Below are 15,047 nucleotides of genomic sequence, written 5' to 3'. Positions count from 1 at the left end.
AATTGCTCTTGAGTTTTTGAAATTGCTATCGCAATAAATTCTAGATTTTTTAGCCTTAAAAACAAGCTTAGGTTTTGCTGCGAATTATGCAACGGAATTCTATTTTAACGGCATTTACCTTTGAAAAAGCCTATTTTTTTAGCATCTTGCTGCTTTTACTTCAAAAATTTTATTCAAATACAAAAGTACTTATGAAGAAAATTATGTTTTCCATTTGTTGTCTAATGTTTCCTCTTATGACATTTGCTCAAGAAGAGATGAGTGTAGGGGAATCGATTAATGCAGCTTTCGAAAAATATACCACCCCTATTGTAGAAACAATAATGTACCCGATTGTTATCGCCGGAAAAGAATTACCTATCGTAATTCTTATTTTGCTTTTAGGGGCTTTGTTTTTTACACTTTACTTCAAAGGAGTTAACCTAAGATATTTTAAAGATAGTATTAAAACCGCGTGGGGAAAATATGATGATCTTGATCATTACGTTCCCGCCGAAGAAGATATTGTAGTTGAGGACGGCAAAGTAAAAGATACCGTCAAGCTTACCGGTGAAGTTCAAGGTGAGGTAACACACTTTCAGGCCTTAACCGCTTCGCTCTCTGCAACTGTAGGTTTGGGTAATATCGCCGGGGTTGCTGTAGCCATCGCAATTGGTGGGCCAGGAGCAACGGTATGGATGATCATCGCCGGACTTTTAGGTATGGCGTCAAAGTTTGTAGAATGTACGCTTGGTGTAAAATACCGCGAAGTTGATGAGCAAGGTAAAACCTACGGTGGACCAATGTATTACCTTTCAAAAGGTTTAAACGAACTCAAAATGATTTGGCTGGGTAAAATTTTGGCCGGCTTTTTTGCGATAATGTGTATTGGTGCTTCTTTTGGAGGTGGAAACATGTTTCAGTCTAACCAGGCTTCTTCACAGTTGATTCAAATGACCGGTTGGGATAGTCCTAACGCAGGATTATATCTTGGGATCATTATGGCCGTAGTTATCGGTCTTGTGATCATCGGTGGAATCAAGCGTATTGGTTCTTTTACAGAAAAAGTGGTTCCTTTTATGGCGATCATTTATGTATTGGCTGGTTTTATAATCATCGCGATCAATGTAGATATGGTAGGTTTTGCACTTGGCCAGATTTGGGATGGGGCGATGGATCCTAATGCTGCTTTTGGTGGTGTAGTAGGTGTGATGATTGTAGGTTTTCAACGTGCAGCGTTCTCTAATGAGGCAGGTGTAGGTTCTGCAGCAATTGCACACTCTGCAGTTAAAACACGTTATCCTGCAAGTGAAGGTTTAACGGCTTCTTTAGGACCCTTTGTTGATACAGTGATCATTTGTACGATGACCGCAATTGTAATTATTATTACAAACGCAAAACACAATCTGTTTACTTACGGAAACCTTGATGCGGCAAGTAATGTGATGCTTAATGAAACCAATGAGCCTATTAATGGTGTAGATCTTACTTCGGTAGCCTTTGATTCGGCAATTCCTTACTTCTCTATCGTACTGACTATCGCGGTGGTGCTGTTTGCTATTTCTACGGCGATTTCTTGGTCTTACTATGGGCTTCAGTCTTGGAAGTTTTTATTCGGAAAAGGCAAAGTAACCGATATTGTTTATAAGGTACTCTTCTTAGTTTTTGTTATTGTGGGAGCTTCATCAAGTTTAGGAGCGGTAATCGCTTTCTCTGATGCGATGATCTTTGCAATGGTATTTCCAAATATTATAGGTCTGGTCCTGTTGTCGCCCAAAGTGCGGAAAGAACTGCAAGCCTATCTCAATGCAATTAAGATTGGGCGAATGGATGCGACCATTGATAAAGATTCAAAAAGCACCAAAAAGGCTTCTTAACTTAAGAACTTAATTATGAAACTAAAATCCCACTTCTTTCTGGATAGCAGACAACGAAGTGGGATTTTGCTTTTTGTGCTTATACTAGTGCTAAGCTGGCTGCTCTATTTTTCTAGAAGTTATTTTTGGACTCCGGAGCAAATAAGTGATGTTGATCTTGAAAATTTTGAGCTTCAAATAGATTCTCTGCGTAAACTCAAGGTACAAGAGTTAGAGGAGAAGCCGAAAATCTACCCTTTCAATCCTAATTACATCACAGATTATAAAGGCTACACGTTAGGAATGTCGCCTGAGGAAATTGATAAATTGTTGCGCTTTCGCGAAAAAAACGAATGGATCAACTCCGCTGAAGATTTTCAAAAAGTGACCGGCGTTTCAGATTCTTTGCTAGCGGTGCTCTCGCCTTATTTTAAGTTTCCTGATTGGGTAACAAAAAGAGAGCAGAAACCTTCCACTAAAAAACGAGATGTAGAGAAAGCACCTGTTTCAGATTTAAATAAAGCAAGCTTTCAGGAATTAATGGCGGTCTCTGATATTTCAGAAGAACTCGCCAAGCGCATACTTAGTTATCGTAAACGCCTCGGCGGATTTTTAGAAGATAATCAACTTTATGATGTTTACGGGCTGTCTTCGGCGCAAGTGCGGGCGCTTAAAACCCATTTTACCGTATTGACAAAACCTGATATTGAAAAGCTGAATGTAAATACGGCAAACGCTTCAGATTTGGCTACAATTCCATACATTACTTTTGAAATTGCACGTGATATTATAGATTATAGAACCTTGCATGAGGGGGTGTCTAATCTTGATGACCTTCTAAAAATTGACGGAATAACCGCATATAAATTAGATCGAATTAAATTATATTTGTCGACCAATCAAAATTGAGTAGGCATTTTTAAGATAATGTAGTTCCTACCGGCAAAACTTCCTTTCCAATTGCCTATTTATTAATTAAAGAAGATTAAATGAACAACGTTTATTTTTCAGAAGAGCATAAGCTCTTTAGAGAAAGCTTGAGAGATTTTTTACAAAAGGAAGTGGTTCCTCATATTGAGAAATGGGAAAAAACGGGAGAGATAGAACGCTTCATCTGGAAAAAGATGGGCGATATGGGCTATTTTGGTTTGGCATATCCGGAAGAATATGGCGGCCTTGATCTTGACATCTTTTACACACTAATTTTTCTAGAAGAATTACAACGCATCAATAGCGGTGGTTTTGCTGCTGCAATGTGGGCACACGCATATCTCGCGATGACGCATTTAAAAGCTGAAGGTGATGCTGCGATAAAAGAAAAATATTTAGCTCCAAGTATTAGCGGAGATAAAATAGGCTGTTTATGTATTACAGAACCTTTTGGTGGTTCTGATGTGGCAGGAATGCGTAGTACGGCTGTACGCCAAGGTGATCACTATGTCTTAAATGGTTCAAAAACCTTTATCACCAATGGTGTGTTTTCAGACTATTTGATCGTTGCTGCAAAAACAAGCCCTGAAAAAGGTAATAAAGGATTGAGCATTTTTGTTGTAGATCGTGAGGCCGAAGGTGTAAGTGCAACCAAATTAGATAAATTGGGTTGGCGAGCATCAGATACCGGCGAAATTGCGTTTACAGATGTAAAAGTTCCGGCAGCTAATTTAATGGGAGAAGAAGATAAAGGCTTCTCTTATATTATGCAGCATTTTGCGTTAGAACGTCTTATTATGGGAGTTAATGCGCACGCAAGAGCAGAATATGCTCTTGAATATGCTTTAGAGTATATGGGCGAGCGCGAAGCTTTTGGTAAAACCATTAATAAATTTCAAGCTTTGAGACACACAGTGGCAGAGATGGCAAGTGAGATTGAGATGGTAAAAGCCTTTAATTACAGTATTGCTTATAACTTAGATAAAGGGGATTATGTCGTTAAAGAGGCGAGCATGTCTAAGTTAATGGGGACTAAAATAGCAGATGAGGTCATTTATAAGTGCTTACAAATGTTAGGCGGATATGGCTATATGGAAGATTATCCTCTCGCTCGAATGTTTCGCGATAGCAGGTTAGGCCCTATAGGGGGCGGAACCTCAGAGATACTCAAAGAAATTATTGCTAAGATGGTAGTTGATAAAAAAGAGTATCGACCGGCCACAAAATAGCAGGCTACTTCATGGTAAGTCTATGAGACGTTAGTTGGAAACGAATTTTCAATTCAGAGGCAAGCCTCGGGTTGTTAAATTCATTGGAGATAATAAATTTAAAAAGCTGCTTGCCAGTTCTAAAGATTGGATTATATTTGCAGCCTGAAAACTGAAAAGAATTTTAAAGAAAGGAGGTACCACTATGTTAATTATACCAGTAAAAGACGGAGAAAATATTGATAGAGCGCTGAAGCGTTTTAAAAGAAAATTTGATAGAACGGGAACTATGCGTAAGCTACGTGATCGTCAAGCTTTCACAAAACCTTCTGTAGAGCGTAGAAGAGAGATTCAGAAAGCGTCTTACATTCAAGGCCTTCGTGATCAAGAGAATATTTAATAATTTCCGTCGGTAAGTTATAGCTTACTATGGTTATTAGCAGAAAGACTAATCCTCTTTCAAAATATTAAATCCGCTAAGATTTCTTAGCGGATTTTTTTGTTTCTTACTTTTTGACTTATGATTTTTCTTTTAAACCATGTTTTTGGGATTGTCTATCTTACTTAAAAATTGAAGTCATGTATTTTTCTGCTTTTATAAATTATCTGGAGCTCGAGCGTAAGTATAGTAAACATACGGTTCTTGCTTACCAGAAAGATTTAGAGGCATTTTTTCTCTTTCTTAACGAGCACTATGCGGTAGAAGACCCAAAGGAGGTTTCTTATGTGTATGTTCGTGCCTGGATTGTGCATTTGACAGATGTGGGTGTATCGCATCGTAGTATCAATCGTAAAATATCTTCGTTAAAAGCCTTTTTTAAATTCTTGCAGAAAACCGGTGATATCGAAGTTTCTCCACTTGCTAAGCATAAGTCCTTAAAAATAAAAAAAGAAATACAGGTTCCTTTTTCAGAGACTGAAGTGAATACAGTGATAAAAATGCTTCAGTCAGGTGAGGATTTTTCTGAATTGAGAGATTTGGCTATTGTCACGCTCTTTTATGCAACCGGAATGCGGCGAAGTGAATTGATAAATTTGAAAGTTGCTGATATAGATTTTGATCAGCACAACATAAAAGTACTTGGAAAACGCAACAAAGAGCGAATTATTCCATTAATTCCTTGGTTAGAAGATGGGCTTAAGAAATATCTGAGTGTGCGTGAAAACTATGGGGTTGATAAAAATTCAGGCTTTTTATTGCTGACTGATAAAGGAGATAAATTATATGAAACGTTTGTTTGCAGAATCATAAATCGTTATTTTAGTAGAGCCTCCCAAAAAACCAAAACAAGTCCACATATGCTTAGGCATACTTTTGCGACTCATTTGCTTAATAACGGGGCAGATTTAAATGCTGTAAAAGAATTGCTGGGCCATGCGAGTTTAGCTTCTACCCAAGTCTACACACATACAAGTATTGCAGAGTTGGGAAGAGTCTACAAAAATGCACACCCACGTAATTTAAAAAAACAGTGATTTTTCAATTAATAGTAACTTTTAATATGTGAATCTATGAAAGTAAATGTGCAAACCCCCCATTTCGTAGCAGATCAAAAACTCATCAACTTCATCCAAAAAAAGATGGATAAGCTAGAAAAATTTTATGATCACATAATTTGTGCTGATGTTTTTTTAAAATTGGAAAACACTAGCGATAGACAGAATAAAATTGTCGAAATTTTGCTCAGTGTTCCCGGTAATGAGCTGATAGTGAAAAAACAAGCTAAGTCCTTTGAGGAGGGGGCTGACAGCTGTGCACATTCTTTAGAGCGCTTGTTGATGCGTCGAAAACAAAAAATTCGTGCTTCTGCGTGAAAAAAAATTGAAAAAAGTTTTGTGAATAGTAAATTTATTCTACATTTGCAGTCCGTTAGAAATAGCGGACTTTTTTATGCCTCTCGGGGCGATAAAAAGCCGATGTAGCTCAGCTGGCTAGAGCAGCTGATTTGTAATCAGCAGGTCGTGGGTTCGAGTCCCTCCATCGGCTCAAAATAAAGCTCTTTTGGAGCTTGCGCAAAGCGCGGTTAAAGCGTTTTTTGAAATATTGAAAATACCAATCGGGGAGATACTCAAGCGGCCAACGAGGACAGACTGTAACTCTGTTGTCATTAGACTTCGCAGGTTCGAATCCTGCTCTCCCCACAAAAATTTTGCCAGTATTAATAAATGTATTAATTTTGGCGCCCACAATGCGGGAGTAGCTCAGTTGGTAGAGCGTCAGCCTTCCAAGCTGAATGTCGCCGGTTCGAACCCGGTCTCCCGCTCTAAAATATCCTCCTTTGGAGGTGATTTTTCTAAGTCGATAATATTCGATTTTTATTTAAACCAAACCTGATAGGCTTTGGTTTTAGTCATTAGATGACTTTTAAAGCCCTTTAGCTGCATAGGTCAGCCCGGGCAAATCTGACTTCGGTCGTTTTTGATAGGGTAAATATAAGCCGACGTAGCTCAGGGGTAGAGCGTTTCCTTGGTAAGGAAGAGGCCACGGGTTCAAATCCCGTCGTTGGCTCAACAGCAGTCGCTGCTACTTAAACTAGTACCCTTGGTGCTCGGTTTTTGTGCGTTTAAGAAAAACCATATAGCTGCGTATCAGGTAAGTTTAAAAATTGAACACTAATAATAACTAAGATTAAAATTATTTAAATCATGGCAAAGGCAACATTTGATCGTTCCAAACCTCACTTAAATATTGGTACTATAGGGCACGTTGACCACGGTAAAACTACCTTGACTGCTGCTATTACTACTGTACTTGCAAACGCAGGTCTTTCTGAATTAAGAAGTTTTGACTCTATTGACAACGCTCCTGAAGAAAAAGAAAGAGGTATTACTATTAACACTTCTCACGTAGAGTATGCTACGGCTAACCGTCACTACGCGCACGTTGACTGTCCAGGTCACGCGGATTACGTAAAGAACATGGTAACTGGTGCTGCTCAGATGGATGGTGCTATTCTTGTTGTTGCAGCAACTGATGGTCCTATGCCACAAACTCGTGAGCACATCCTTCTTGGCCGTCAGGTAGGTATTCCTCGTATCGTTGTTTTTATGAACAAAGTTGATATGGTTGATGATGAGGAGCTTTTAGAGCTTGTTGAAATGGAAGTGCGTGATCTATTGAGCTTCTATGAGTATGATGGTGATAATGGTCCTGTTGTACAAGGTTCTGCTTTAGGTGCACTTAATGGTGAGCAAAAGTGGGTTGATAAAGTTATGGAGCTTATGGAGGCTGTTGATAACTGGATCGAAGAGCCAAAGCGTGAGGTTGATAAAGACTTCTTAATGCCAATCGAAGATGTATTCTCTATTACAGGTCGTGGTACTGTTGCTACTGGTCGTATCGAGACTGGTGTTGCTAACACTGGAGATCCTGTAGAGATCATTGGTATGGGTGCTGAAAAACTTACTTCTACTATCACTGGGGTTGAGATGTTCCGTAAGATTTTAGATAGAGGTGAAGCTGGTGATAACGTAGGTATCTTATTGCGTGGTATTGAGAAAACTCAAATTTCTCGTGGTATGGTAATTACTAAGCCTGGTTCTGTAACTCCACACACTAAATTCAAAGCTGAGGTTTATATCCTTAAGAAAGAAGAAGGTGGACGTCACACTCCATTCCACAATAACTACCGTCCACAGTTCTACGTACGTACAACTGATGTTACTGGTAACATTTCTCTTCCTGATGGAGTTGAGATGGTTATGCCTGGTGATAACCTTACAATCACTGTAGAGTTGATTAACTCTATCGCGATGAATGTAGGTCTACGTTTCGCTATCCGTGAAGGTGGTAGAACAGTAGGTGCTGGTCAGGTAACTGAAATTCTTGAATAATCACGAATTATAGATTTATAGATCAAGGCGTTCGTGTAAACGAATGCCTTGATTTTTATAATAAAATTTAGCACTGCTTGCGGTGTTAAATATACGGGTTTAGCTCAGTTGGTAGAGCACTGGTCTCCAAAACCAGGTGTCGGGAGTTCGAGCCTCTCAACCCGTGCAAAACAGAATCAAATTTTAATTTGATTATAATTTTTCAGACTACTTAGAGTAGTTGTTAAAAGGCAAAGTGTCTTTTTAAAAGAGTTAAACGATATGGCTGGATTAATTAATTACCTTCAAGAGTCTTATAACGAATTAAAAAATCACGTTACTTGGACTCCGCTTTCAGAAGCTCAACGTCTAACCGTTGTAGTTATTGTTTTTACAATTGTATTCTCATTGGCGATTTGGGGTGTAGATACTGTGTTTAGTAGAGCGATTAAGGCTTATTTTAATCTGGTAGGAGCTTAAAACAATCACAATGGCTATAGCAAACAATACCAAAGATTGGTACGTGGTAAGGGCCGTAAGTGGTCAAGAGAATAAAGTAAAGGGGTATATCGAGCAAGAAATCTCTCGCTTTAATCTTGAAGATTATATCGAGCAAGTACTTGTGCCTACTGAGAAGGTGGTTCAAATACGTAACGGTAAAAAAATCAATAAAGAGCGTGTTTACTTCCCTGGTTACATTATGATTCATGCGAATCTAGGTGGTGAAGTAACGCATATGATAAAATCTATTAACGGTGTTATTGGATTTTTGGGTGAAACTAAAGGAGGAGATCCTGTGCCGCTCAGAACTTCAGAGGTTAATAGAATGTTAGGTAAAGTTGATGAATTGGCTGTAAAGACAGACAATGTTGCAATACCTTTCGTCTTGGGAGAGACGGTAAAAGTAATCGATGGTCCTTTTAACGGTTTTAATGGTACTGTTGAAAAGATTAACGAAGAGAAACGTAAGCTTGAGGTGATGGTGAAAATATTCGGAAGAAAAACACCATTAGAATTAAGTTACATGCAAGTTGAGAAAGTATAAGTGTTACAACATATATAAGATATCGTTCTTCTGCTTCCACTAAAGAGCATATCAAACTAAATTTTTAAAAATGGCAAAAGAAGTAAGTAAGGTTGTTAAGTTGCAAGTTAAGGGAGGGGCTGCAAACCCTTCTCCCCCAGTTGGACCAGCTTTAGGTGCTGCCGGCGTTAACATCATGGAGTTTTGTAAGCAATTTAATGCTAGAACTCAAGATAAAGCTGGTAAAGTACTTCCTGTAGTTATTACTGTTTATGGTGATAAGTCTTTTGACTTTGTGGTAAAAACACCACCTGCTGCCATCCAATTGATGGAAGCAGCAAAGATCAAAGGGGGTTCTGGTGAGCCTAACCGTAAAAAAGTTGCTAGTGTAACTTGGGATCAAATTAGAGCTATTTCAGAAGACAAAATGCCAGACTTAAATGCGTTTACTGTTGAAAGCGCAATGAGAATGGTTGCAGGTACTGCAAGGTCTATGGGAATAACTGTAAAAGGGCAGGCTCCTTTTTAACATCCAAAAAAGCAATTTAAAATGGCAAAAGTAACAAAAAAGCAAAAAGAAGCACGCGCTAAGGTTGATGCAGGTTCTACCTACACTTTAGCAGAAGCTTCAGCTTTAATAAAAGAAGTAAGCAAAGTAAATTTTGATCCTTCTGTTGACTTAGCTGTACGTCTTAATGTAGATCCGCGTAAAGCGAATCAAATGGTGCGTGGTGTGGTAACTCTTCCTCACGGAACCGGTAAAGATGTTAAGGTTCTTGCTCTGGTAACTCCAGATAAAGAAGCTGAAGCTAAAGAAGCGGGAGCTGACTTTGTGGGTCTTGATGAGTATTTAGAAAAAATCAAAGGCGGTTGGACAGATGTTGACGTTATCGTAACTATGCCAAGCGTTATGGGTAAATTAGGTCCTTTAGGACGTGTTTTAGGTCCTCGTGGACTTATGCCAAACCCAAAAACCGGTACAGTAACAATGGATATTGCTAAAGCAGTTTCTGACGTTAAAGCTGGTAAGATTGACTTTAAAGTTGACAAGACTGGTATTGTACACGCGGCAATTGGTAAAGCGTCTTTTGATGCTGAAAAGATTGCAGCTAACGCAAGAGAATTGATAACCACATTAGTAAAATTGAAGCCTACAGCAGCAAAAGGTGTTTATATCAAGAGCATCTTTATGTCTAGTACTATGAGTCCTAGTGTTGAAGTAGATTCAAAACGTTTTGCTGAGCAGTAAAAGTTAAATTATGACAAGAGAAGAAAAATCACAAGTAATAGAAGATTTGACTGCGCAGTTGGCTGATAGTGCTAATATTTATTTAGCAGATATATCAGGTCTTAATGCTGACACTACGTCTAAGCTACGTAGAGCTTGTTTTAAGGCAAACGTAAAACTGGCCGTGGTTAAAAATACATTGCTTGCTAAAGCAATGGAAAGTTCAGAAAAAGATTTTGGTGAATTACCTGAAATTTTAAAAGGGAATACCTCAATCATGCTTTCTGAAACTGGTAATGCGCCTGCTAAGGTAATTAAAGAGTTTCGTAAGAAATCTGATAGACCTTTACTTAAAGGAGCATTTATTGAAGAGGCAATTTACATCGGTGACGATCAATTAGACGCCCTTGTAGATATCAAATCAAGAGAGGAACTTATTGGAGAGATCGTTGGACTTCTTCAGTCGCCTGCTAAGAACGTTATTAGCGCTCTTAAATCAGGAGGTTCTACTATTGCTGGCCTTGTTAAAACCCTTCAAGAAAGAGAAGGTTAATCAAGTACGCACTTAATAATTATAATAAAGAATTTTTTTTTAAAACGATAGAAAAATGGCAGATTTAAAAGATTTCGCAGAACAACTAGTTAACTTAACAGTAAAAGAAGTAAATGAGTTAGCTACTATTTTAAAAGATGAGTATGGTATCGAGCCTGCAGCTGCAGCTGTAGCAATGGCTGGTCCTGCTGCTGGTGGTGATGACGCTGCTGAAGAGCAAACTGAATTTGATGTAATCCTTAAAGCCGCTGGTGGTTCTAAACTTGCAGTTGTAAAACTTGTAAAAGAATTAACTGGAGCTGGTCTTAAAGATGCAAAAGAGCTTGTTGATAACGCACCAAGCCCAATCAAAGAAGGTATTGCTAAAGACGAAGCAGAAGCTATCAAATCTCAATTAGAAGAAGCTGGAGCTGAAGTTGAGCTTAAGTAAGCTTAGCTACTATAAATACAAAGGTTTAGGTCTGTTCGATTTATCGAAATGGGCCTAAACCATTTGTCGTATATAAGGTTTTCTTAAAAAATACGACTAAAATTGCCTTAGATTTCTTAAGTTAAGAAGTCAGTGAGTTTGTATAAACAAGCTCTCAATTTATTTTAATTAAATTCCGTTCGTTGAAGATGCAAGCAAAACAAGCTGAAAGACTGAATTTCTCATCGGTAAAGAACAGACCTGAATATCCAGACTTTTTGGATATACAGATTAAATCCTTTCAGGATTTCTTTCAATTAGAGACCAAATCTGAAGAAAGAGGAAATGAAGGACTTTACAACACCTTTCTAGAGAACTTCCCAATTACGGATACCCGTAACAATTTTGTACTAGAATTTCTGGATTATTTTGTAGATCCACCTAGATACTCTATTCAAGAGTGTATCGAGCGAGGCTTAACCTATAGTGTTCCATTAAAAGCCCGTTTAAAATTATACTGTACTGATGAAGAACATGAAGATTTTGAAACCATAGTTCAAGATGTTTATCTTGGTACTATTCCTTATATGACACCTAGTGGTACTTTTTGTATCAATGGTGCTGAGCGTGTTGTTGTATCGCAGCTGCATCGTTCACCTGGTGTTTTCTTTGGTCAGTCTTTTCACGCTAACGGTACTAAGCTATATTCTGCACGTGTGATTCCTTTTAAAGGATCGTGGATAGAATTTGCTACAGACATTAATAGCGTGATGTATGCGTACATCGATCGTAAGAAAAAATTACCTGTAACAACACTTTTCCGTGCAATTGGTTTTGAGCGTGATAAAGATATTCTTGAGATTTTTGACCTTGCAGAAGAGGTTAAGGTTTCAAAAACAGGTTTGAAGAAATATTTAGGTCGCAAACTTGCTGCACGTGTATTGAATACATGGCACGAGGATTTCGTTGATGAAGATACTGGTGAAGTAGTTTCTATTGAGCGTAACGAAATTGTATTAGACCGTGATACTGTTCTTGAGAAGGAACATGTAGAAGAAATTTTAGACGCTGGAGCTAAGACGATTCTTCTTCATAAAGAAGATAATCAATTAGCTGATTATGCGATCATTCATAATACACTTCAAAAAGACCCTACTAACTCAGAAAAAGAGGCAGTAGAACATATTTATCGTCAATTGCGTAATGCTGAGCCACCAGATGAGGAAACAGCGCGTGGTATTATTGATAAATTATTCTTTAGTGATCAGCGTTACAACTTAGGTGAAGTTGGTCGTTATCGAATGAACAAGAAGTTAGGTCTTGATATCGGTATGGATAAGCAAGTGCTTACCAAGCAGGATATCATTACCATCGTAAAATATTTAATTGAGCTTATCAATTCTAAAGCTGAGATTGATGATATTGATCACCTTTCTAACCGTCGTGTACGTACCGTAGGGGAGCAATTATCTACGCAGTTTGGTGTTGGTCTTGCTCGTATGGCACGTACTATTCGTGAGCGTATGAACGTTCGTGATAACGAGGTGTTTACTCCAATTGATTTGATTAATGCGAAAACCCTTTCGTCTGTAATCAATTCATTCTTTGGAACAAACCAGTTATCTCAGTTTATGGATCAAACCAATCCTCTTGCAGAGATCACGCACAAGCGTCGTCTTTCAGCATTAGGACCTGGTGGTCTTTCTCGTGAGCGTGCAGGTTTTGAGGTTCGTGACGTACACTACACACATTATGGTCGTCTTTGTCCTATTGAAACTCCTGAAGGTCCAAACATTGGTTTGATCTCTTCTTTAGCAGTATATGCTAAAGTGAACAATATGGGCTTCATCGAGACTCCATATCGTACTGTAACCGATGGAAAAATTGACTTAGAGACTAAGCCAAAATATTTAAGTGCTGAAGAAGAAGAGGGTATGTTGATTGCGCAAGCAAACAACCCTATGGACGATTCTGGAAAGATTGAAGAAGAACGTGTAATTGCGCGTATGGAAGGTGACTTCCCGGTTGTTGAGCCAAATACGGTTCATTATGCCGATGTATCTCCAAACCAGATTGCTTCTATTTCAGCTTCTTTAATTCCGTTCTTAGAACATGATGATGCAAACCGTGCGTTGATGGGATCAAACATGATGCGTCAGGCAGTACCACTTTTACGTGCAGACTCACCTATTGTAGGTACAGGTCTTGAACGTCAGGTAGCTTCTGATTCACGTGTATTGATTAACGCTGAAGGTGATGGTGAGGTAGAATATGTAGATGCTAATGAAATCACCATTAAATACGACCGTACCGACGAAGAGCGTATGGTTAGTTTTGATGGAGATAGCAAAACCTATCAGTTGATCAAATTCCGTAAGACAAACCAAAGTACTTCAATTAACTTGAAGCCTATCGTAAGAAGAGGAGATCGAGTTAAGAAAGGTCAGGTTCTATGTCAAGGTTATGCAACTGAGGCTGGTGAACTGGCACTTGGTAGAAATATGAAAGTAGCCTTTATGCCTTGGAAAGGGTATAACTTTGAGGATGCGATCGTAATTTCAGAAAAAGTAGTACGCGATGATATTTTTACGTCTATTCACGTTGATGAGTATTCTTTAGATGTTAGAGATACTAAATTAGGTAACGAAGAATTAACAAACGATATTCCTAACGTTTCTGAAGAGGCAACAAAAGACCTTGATGAAAACGGTATGATTCGTATTGGTGCAGAAGTTAAGCCTGGAGACATTTTGATTGGTAAGATTACTCCAAAAGGAGAGTCAGATCCAACTCCGGAAGAAAAGTTACTTCGCGCGATCTTTGGTGATAAAGCCGGAGATGTTAAAGATGCTTCTTTAAAAGCTTCTCCATCATTGAGAGGGGTTGTTATTGACAAGAAGTTATTTGCCCGTGCCATTAAAGATAAGCGTAAACGCGCTAAAGATAAAGAAGACATTGCTGCATTAGAGGCAGAGTACGATCAGAAATTTGATGACTTGAAAGCTGTTTTAGTTGACAAACTTTTCCAGTTAGTTAACGGAAAAACTGCTCAGGGAGTTAAGAATGATCTAGGTGAAGAAGTGCTTCCAAAAGGAAAGAAATTCACACTTAAAATGCTTAATGCAGTTGAAGATTATACACACCTTAATCAAGGTACTTGGACAACAGATGACGCGACTAATGTTTTAATCGCAGACTTGTTGCATAACTACCGTATTAAAGAAAATGATCTTCAAGGTAATTTACGTCGTGAGAAGTTTACCATTTCTGTAGGAGATGAACTTCCATCAGGAATCATCAAACTGGCAAAAGTTTATGTTGCTAAAAAACGTAAGCTTAAAGTAGGTGATAAGATGGCGGGTCGTCACGGTAACAAAGGTATTGTTGCGCGTATTGTACGTCAAGAAGATATGCCATTCTTAGAAGATGGTACTCCTGTTGATATCGTGCTTAACCCACTTGGTGTACCTTCTCGTATGAACATTGGTCAGATTTATGAAACTGTTCTTGGTTGGGCAGGTCAGAAATTAGGTCGTAAGTATGCAACGCCAATCTTTGATGGGGCTACTTTAGATCAAATCAATGAGCTTACAGATCAAGCAGGTATTCCTCGTTTTGGTCACACGTATCTATACGATGGTGGTACTGGTGATCGTTTTGATCAGCCTGCAACCGTTGGTGTGATTTATATGCTTAAACTAGGGCATATGGTAGATGATAAGATGCACGCACGTTCTATTGGGCCTTACTCATTAATAACGCAACAGCCATTAGGTGGTAAAGCACAATTTGGTGGTCAGCGTTTTGGTGAGATGGAGGTTTGGGCACTTGAGGCTTATGGAGCTTCAGCTACCCTGCGTGAGATCTTAACCGTTAAGTCTGATGATGTTATTGGTAGAGCCAAGACGTACGAAAGTATCGTAAAAGGAGAGCCAATGCCGGAGCCTGGTTTACCAGAATCGTTCAACGTATTGATGCACGAACTTAAAGGACTTGGACTAGACATTCGTCTAGAAGAATAGATACTTACAGGTTACGCTTCCGCGG

General features: G+C 38.7%; 14 protein-coding genes and 5 tRNA genes. All 19 read left to right on the top strand.

Going from position 1 to position 15,047, the window contains the following annotated elements:
• The first annotated feature begins 191 nt into the window (after positions 1 to 191).
• The 19 genes from MED217_RS13925 (at position 192) to rpoB (ending at position 15,022) form a co-directional block, all read left to right on the top strand.
• Positions 192 to 1,856 carry an alanine/glycine:cation symporter family protein gene (locus tag MED217_RS13925; RefSeq protein ID WP_040533641.1) on the top strand — a complete coding sequence of 555 codons (1,665 nt, stop codon included), beginning with the start codon at positions 192 to 194 and terminating at the stop codon, positions 1,854 to 1,856.
• A gap of 15 nt (positions 1,857 to 1,871) precedes the next feature.
• The gene (locus MED217_RS13920; protein ID WP_009781176.1) at positions 1,872 to 2,744 is read left to right on the top strand and encodes a ComEA family DNA-binding protein; all 873 of its coding nucleotides are present in this window, start codon (positions 1,872 to 1,874) and stop codon (positions 2,742 to 2,744) included.
• A gap of 80 nt (positions 2,745 to 2,824) precedes the next feature.
• Positions 2,825 to 3,994, top strand: a complete 1,170-nt coding sequence (locus tag MED217_RS13915) for an acyl-CoA dehydrogenase family protein (protein WP_009781175.1) — start codon at positions 2,825 to 2,827, stop codon at positions 3,992 to 3,994.
• 184 nt (positions 3,995 to 4,178) lie between these two features.
• The gene (gene rpsU / locus MED217_RS13910) at positions 4,179 to 4,373 is read left to right on the top strand and encodes a 30S ribosomal protein S21 (protein ID WP_009781174.1); all 195 of its coding nucleotides are present in this window, start codon (positions 4,179 to 4,181) and stop codon (positions 4,371 to 4,373) included.
• A 179-nt stretch (positions 4,374 to 4,552) separates the two neighbouring features.
• Positions 4,553 to 5,449, top strand: a complete 897-nt coding sequence (locus MED217_RS13905; RefSeq protein WP_009781173.1) for a tyrosine-type recombinase/integrase — start codon at positions 4,553 to 4,555, stop codon at positions 5,447 to 5,449.
• A 36-nt stretch (positions 5,450 to 5,485) separates the two neighbouring features.
• Positions 5,486 to 5,788 (top strand): ribosome hibernation-promoting factor, HPF/YfiA family, encoded by a 303-nt coding sequence (gene hpf, locus MED217_RS13900; RefSeq protein ID WP_009781172.1) that lies wholly within the window; start codon positions 5,486 to 5,488, stop codon positions 5,786 to 5,788.
• Positions 5,789 to 5,886: 98 nt separating this feature from the next.
• Positions 5,887 to 5,960 (top strand) — tRNA-Thr (locus MED217_RS13895).
• 72 nt (positions 5,961 to 6,032) lie between these two features.
• Positions 6,033 to 6,115 (top strand) — tRNA-Tyr (locus MED217_RS13890).
• A 49-nt stretch (positions 6,116 to 6,164) separates the two neighbouring features.
• Positions 6,165 to 6,237 (top strand) — tRNA-Gly (locus tag MED217_RS13885).
• A 173-nt stretch (positions 6,238 to 6,410) separates the two neighbouring features.
• A tRNA-Thr gene (locus MED217_RS13880) sits at positions 6,411 to 6,482 on the top strand.
• 137 nt (positions 6,483 to 6,619) lie between these two features.
• The gene (gene tuf, locus MED217_RS13875) at positions 6,620 to 7,807 is read left to right on the top strand and encodes an elongation factor Tu (protein WP_009781171.1); all 1,188 of its coding nucleotides are present in this window, start codon (positions 6,620 to 6,622) and stop codon (positions 7,805 to 7,807) included.
• A 93-nt stretch (positions 7,808 to 7,900) separates the two neighbouring features.
• Positions 7,901 to 7,973, top strand: a tRNA-Trp gene (locus MED217_RS13870).
• 95 nt (positions 7,974 to 8,068) lie between these two features.
• A complete protein-coding gene (gene secE, locus MED217_RS13865) occupies positions 8,069 to 8,266 on the top strand; it encodes a preprotein translocase subunit SecE (protein ID WP_009781170.1) in 198 nt (65 codons plus the stop codon).
• 10 nt (positions 8,267 to 8,276) lie between these two features.
• Complete coding sequence (gene nusG, locus MED217_RS13860; protein WP_009781169.1) at positions 8,277 to 8,831, top strand: transcription termination/antitermination protein NusG; 555 nt, start codon at positions 8,277 to 8,279, stop codon at positions 8,829 to 8,831.
• A 70-nt stretch (positions 8,832 to 8,901) separates the two neighbouring features.
• Positions 8,902 to 9,339, top strand: a complete 438-nt coding sequence (rplK, locus tag MED217_RS13855) for a 50S ribosomal protein L11 (protein WP_009781168.1) — start codon at positions 8,902 to 8,904, stop codon at positions 9,337 to 9,339.
• Between the two features lie 21 nt (positions 9,340 to 9,360).
• Positions 9,361 to 10,059: a 50S ribosomal protein L1 gene (rplA, locus tag MED217_RS13850; protein ID WP_009781167.1), complete on the top strand. Its 699-nt coding sequence runs from the start codon at positions 9,361 to 9,363 to the stop codon at positions 10,057 to 10,059.
• A 10-nt stretch (positions 10,060 to 10,069) separates the two neighbouring features.
• On the top strand, positions 10,070 to 10,591 hold the full coding sequence (gene rplJ / locus MED217_RS13845; protein ID WP_009781166.1) for a 50S ribosomal protein L10: 522 nt from the start codon (positions 10,070 to 10,072) through the stop codon (positions 10,589 to 10,591).
• A 55-nt stretch (positions 10,592 to 10,646) separates the two neighbouring features.
• A complete protein-coding gene (gene rplL / locus MED217_RS13840; RefSeq protein WP_009781165.1) occupies positions 10,647 to 11,021 on the top strand; it encodes a 50S ribosomal protein L7/L12 in 375 nt (124 codons plus the stop codon).
• A gap of 188 nt (positions 11,022 to 11,209) precedes the next feature.
• Entirely contained in the window at positions 11,210 to 15,022 is a 3,813-nt protein-coding gene (gene rpoB / locus MED217_RS13835; protein WP_009781164.1) for a DNA-directed RNA polymerase subunit beta, read from the top strand.
• Positions 15,023 to 15,047 lie beyond the last annotated feature (25 nt).

This window comes from Leeuwenhoekiella blandensis MED217 (genome assembly GCF_000152985.1).
Classification (GTDB): Bacteria; Bacteroidota; Bacteroidia; order Flavobacteriales; family Flavobacteriaceae; genus Leeuwenhoekiella; species Leeuwenhoekiella blandensis.
Note: the sequence above shows the minus strand (reverse complement) of the source record. Positions and strands in the feature narration are given on the sequence as shown.

What these genes read in the sequence shown, in the direction of transcription:
- MED217_RS13925 (WP_040533641.1), top strand. Translation starts at nt 192, where the DNA reads ATGAAGAAAATTATGTTTTCCATTTGTTGTCTAATGTTTCCTCTTATG.
- MED217_RS13920 (WP_009781176.1), top strand. Translation starts at nt 1,872, where the DNA reads ATGAAACTAAAATCCCACTTCTTTCTGGATAGCAGACAACGAAGTGGG.
- MED217_RS13915 (WP_009781175.1), top strand. Translation starts at nt 2,825, where the DNA reads ATGAACAACGTTTATTTTTCAGAAGAGCATAAGCTCTTTAGAGAAAGC.
- rpsU (WP_009781174.1), top strand. Translation starts at nt 4,179, where the DNA reads ATGTTAATTATACCAGTAAAAGACGGAGAAAATATTGATAGAGCGCTG.
- MED217_RS13905 (WP_009781173.1), top strand. Translation starts at nt 4,553, where the DNA reads ATGTATTTTTCTGCTTTTATAAATTATCTGGAGCTCGAGCGTAAGTAT.
- hpf (WP_009781172.1), top strand. Translation starts at nt 5,486, where the DNA reads ATGAAAGTAAATGTGCAAACCCCCCATTTCGTAGCAGATCAAAAACTC.
- tuf (WP_009781171.1), top strand. Translation starts at nt 6,620, where the DNA reads ATGGCAAAGGCAACATTTGATCGTTCCAAACCTCACTTAAATATTGGT.
- secE (WP_009781170.1), top strand. Translation starts at nt 8,069, where the DNA reads ATGGCTGGATTAATTAATTACCTTCAAGAGTCTTATAACGAATTAAAA.
- nusG (WP_009781169.1), top strand. Translation starts at nt 8,277, where the DNA reads ATGGCTATAGCAAACAATACCAAAGATTGGTACGTGGTAAGGGCCGTA.
- rplK (WP_009781168.1), top strand. Translation starts at nt 8,902, where the DNA reads ATGGCAAAAGAAGTAAGTAAGGTTGTTAAGTTGCAAGTTAAGGGAGGG.
- rplA (WP_009781167.1), top strand. Translation starts at nt 9,361, where the DNA reads ATGGCAAAAGTAACAAAAAAGCAAAAAGAAGCACGCGCTAAGGTTGAT.
- rplJ (WP_009781166.1), top strand. Translation starts at nt 10,070, where the DNA reads ATGACAAGAGAAGAAAAATCACAAGTAATAGAAGATTTGACTGCGCAG.
- rplL (WP_009781165.1), top strand. Translation starts at nt 10,647, where the DNA reads ATGGCAGATTTAAAAGATTTCGCAGAACAACTAGTTAACTTAACAGTA.
- rpoB (WP_009781164.1), top strand. Translation starts at nt 11,210, where the DNA reads ATGCAAGCAAAACAAGCTGAAAGACTGAATTTCTCATCGGTAAAGAAC.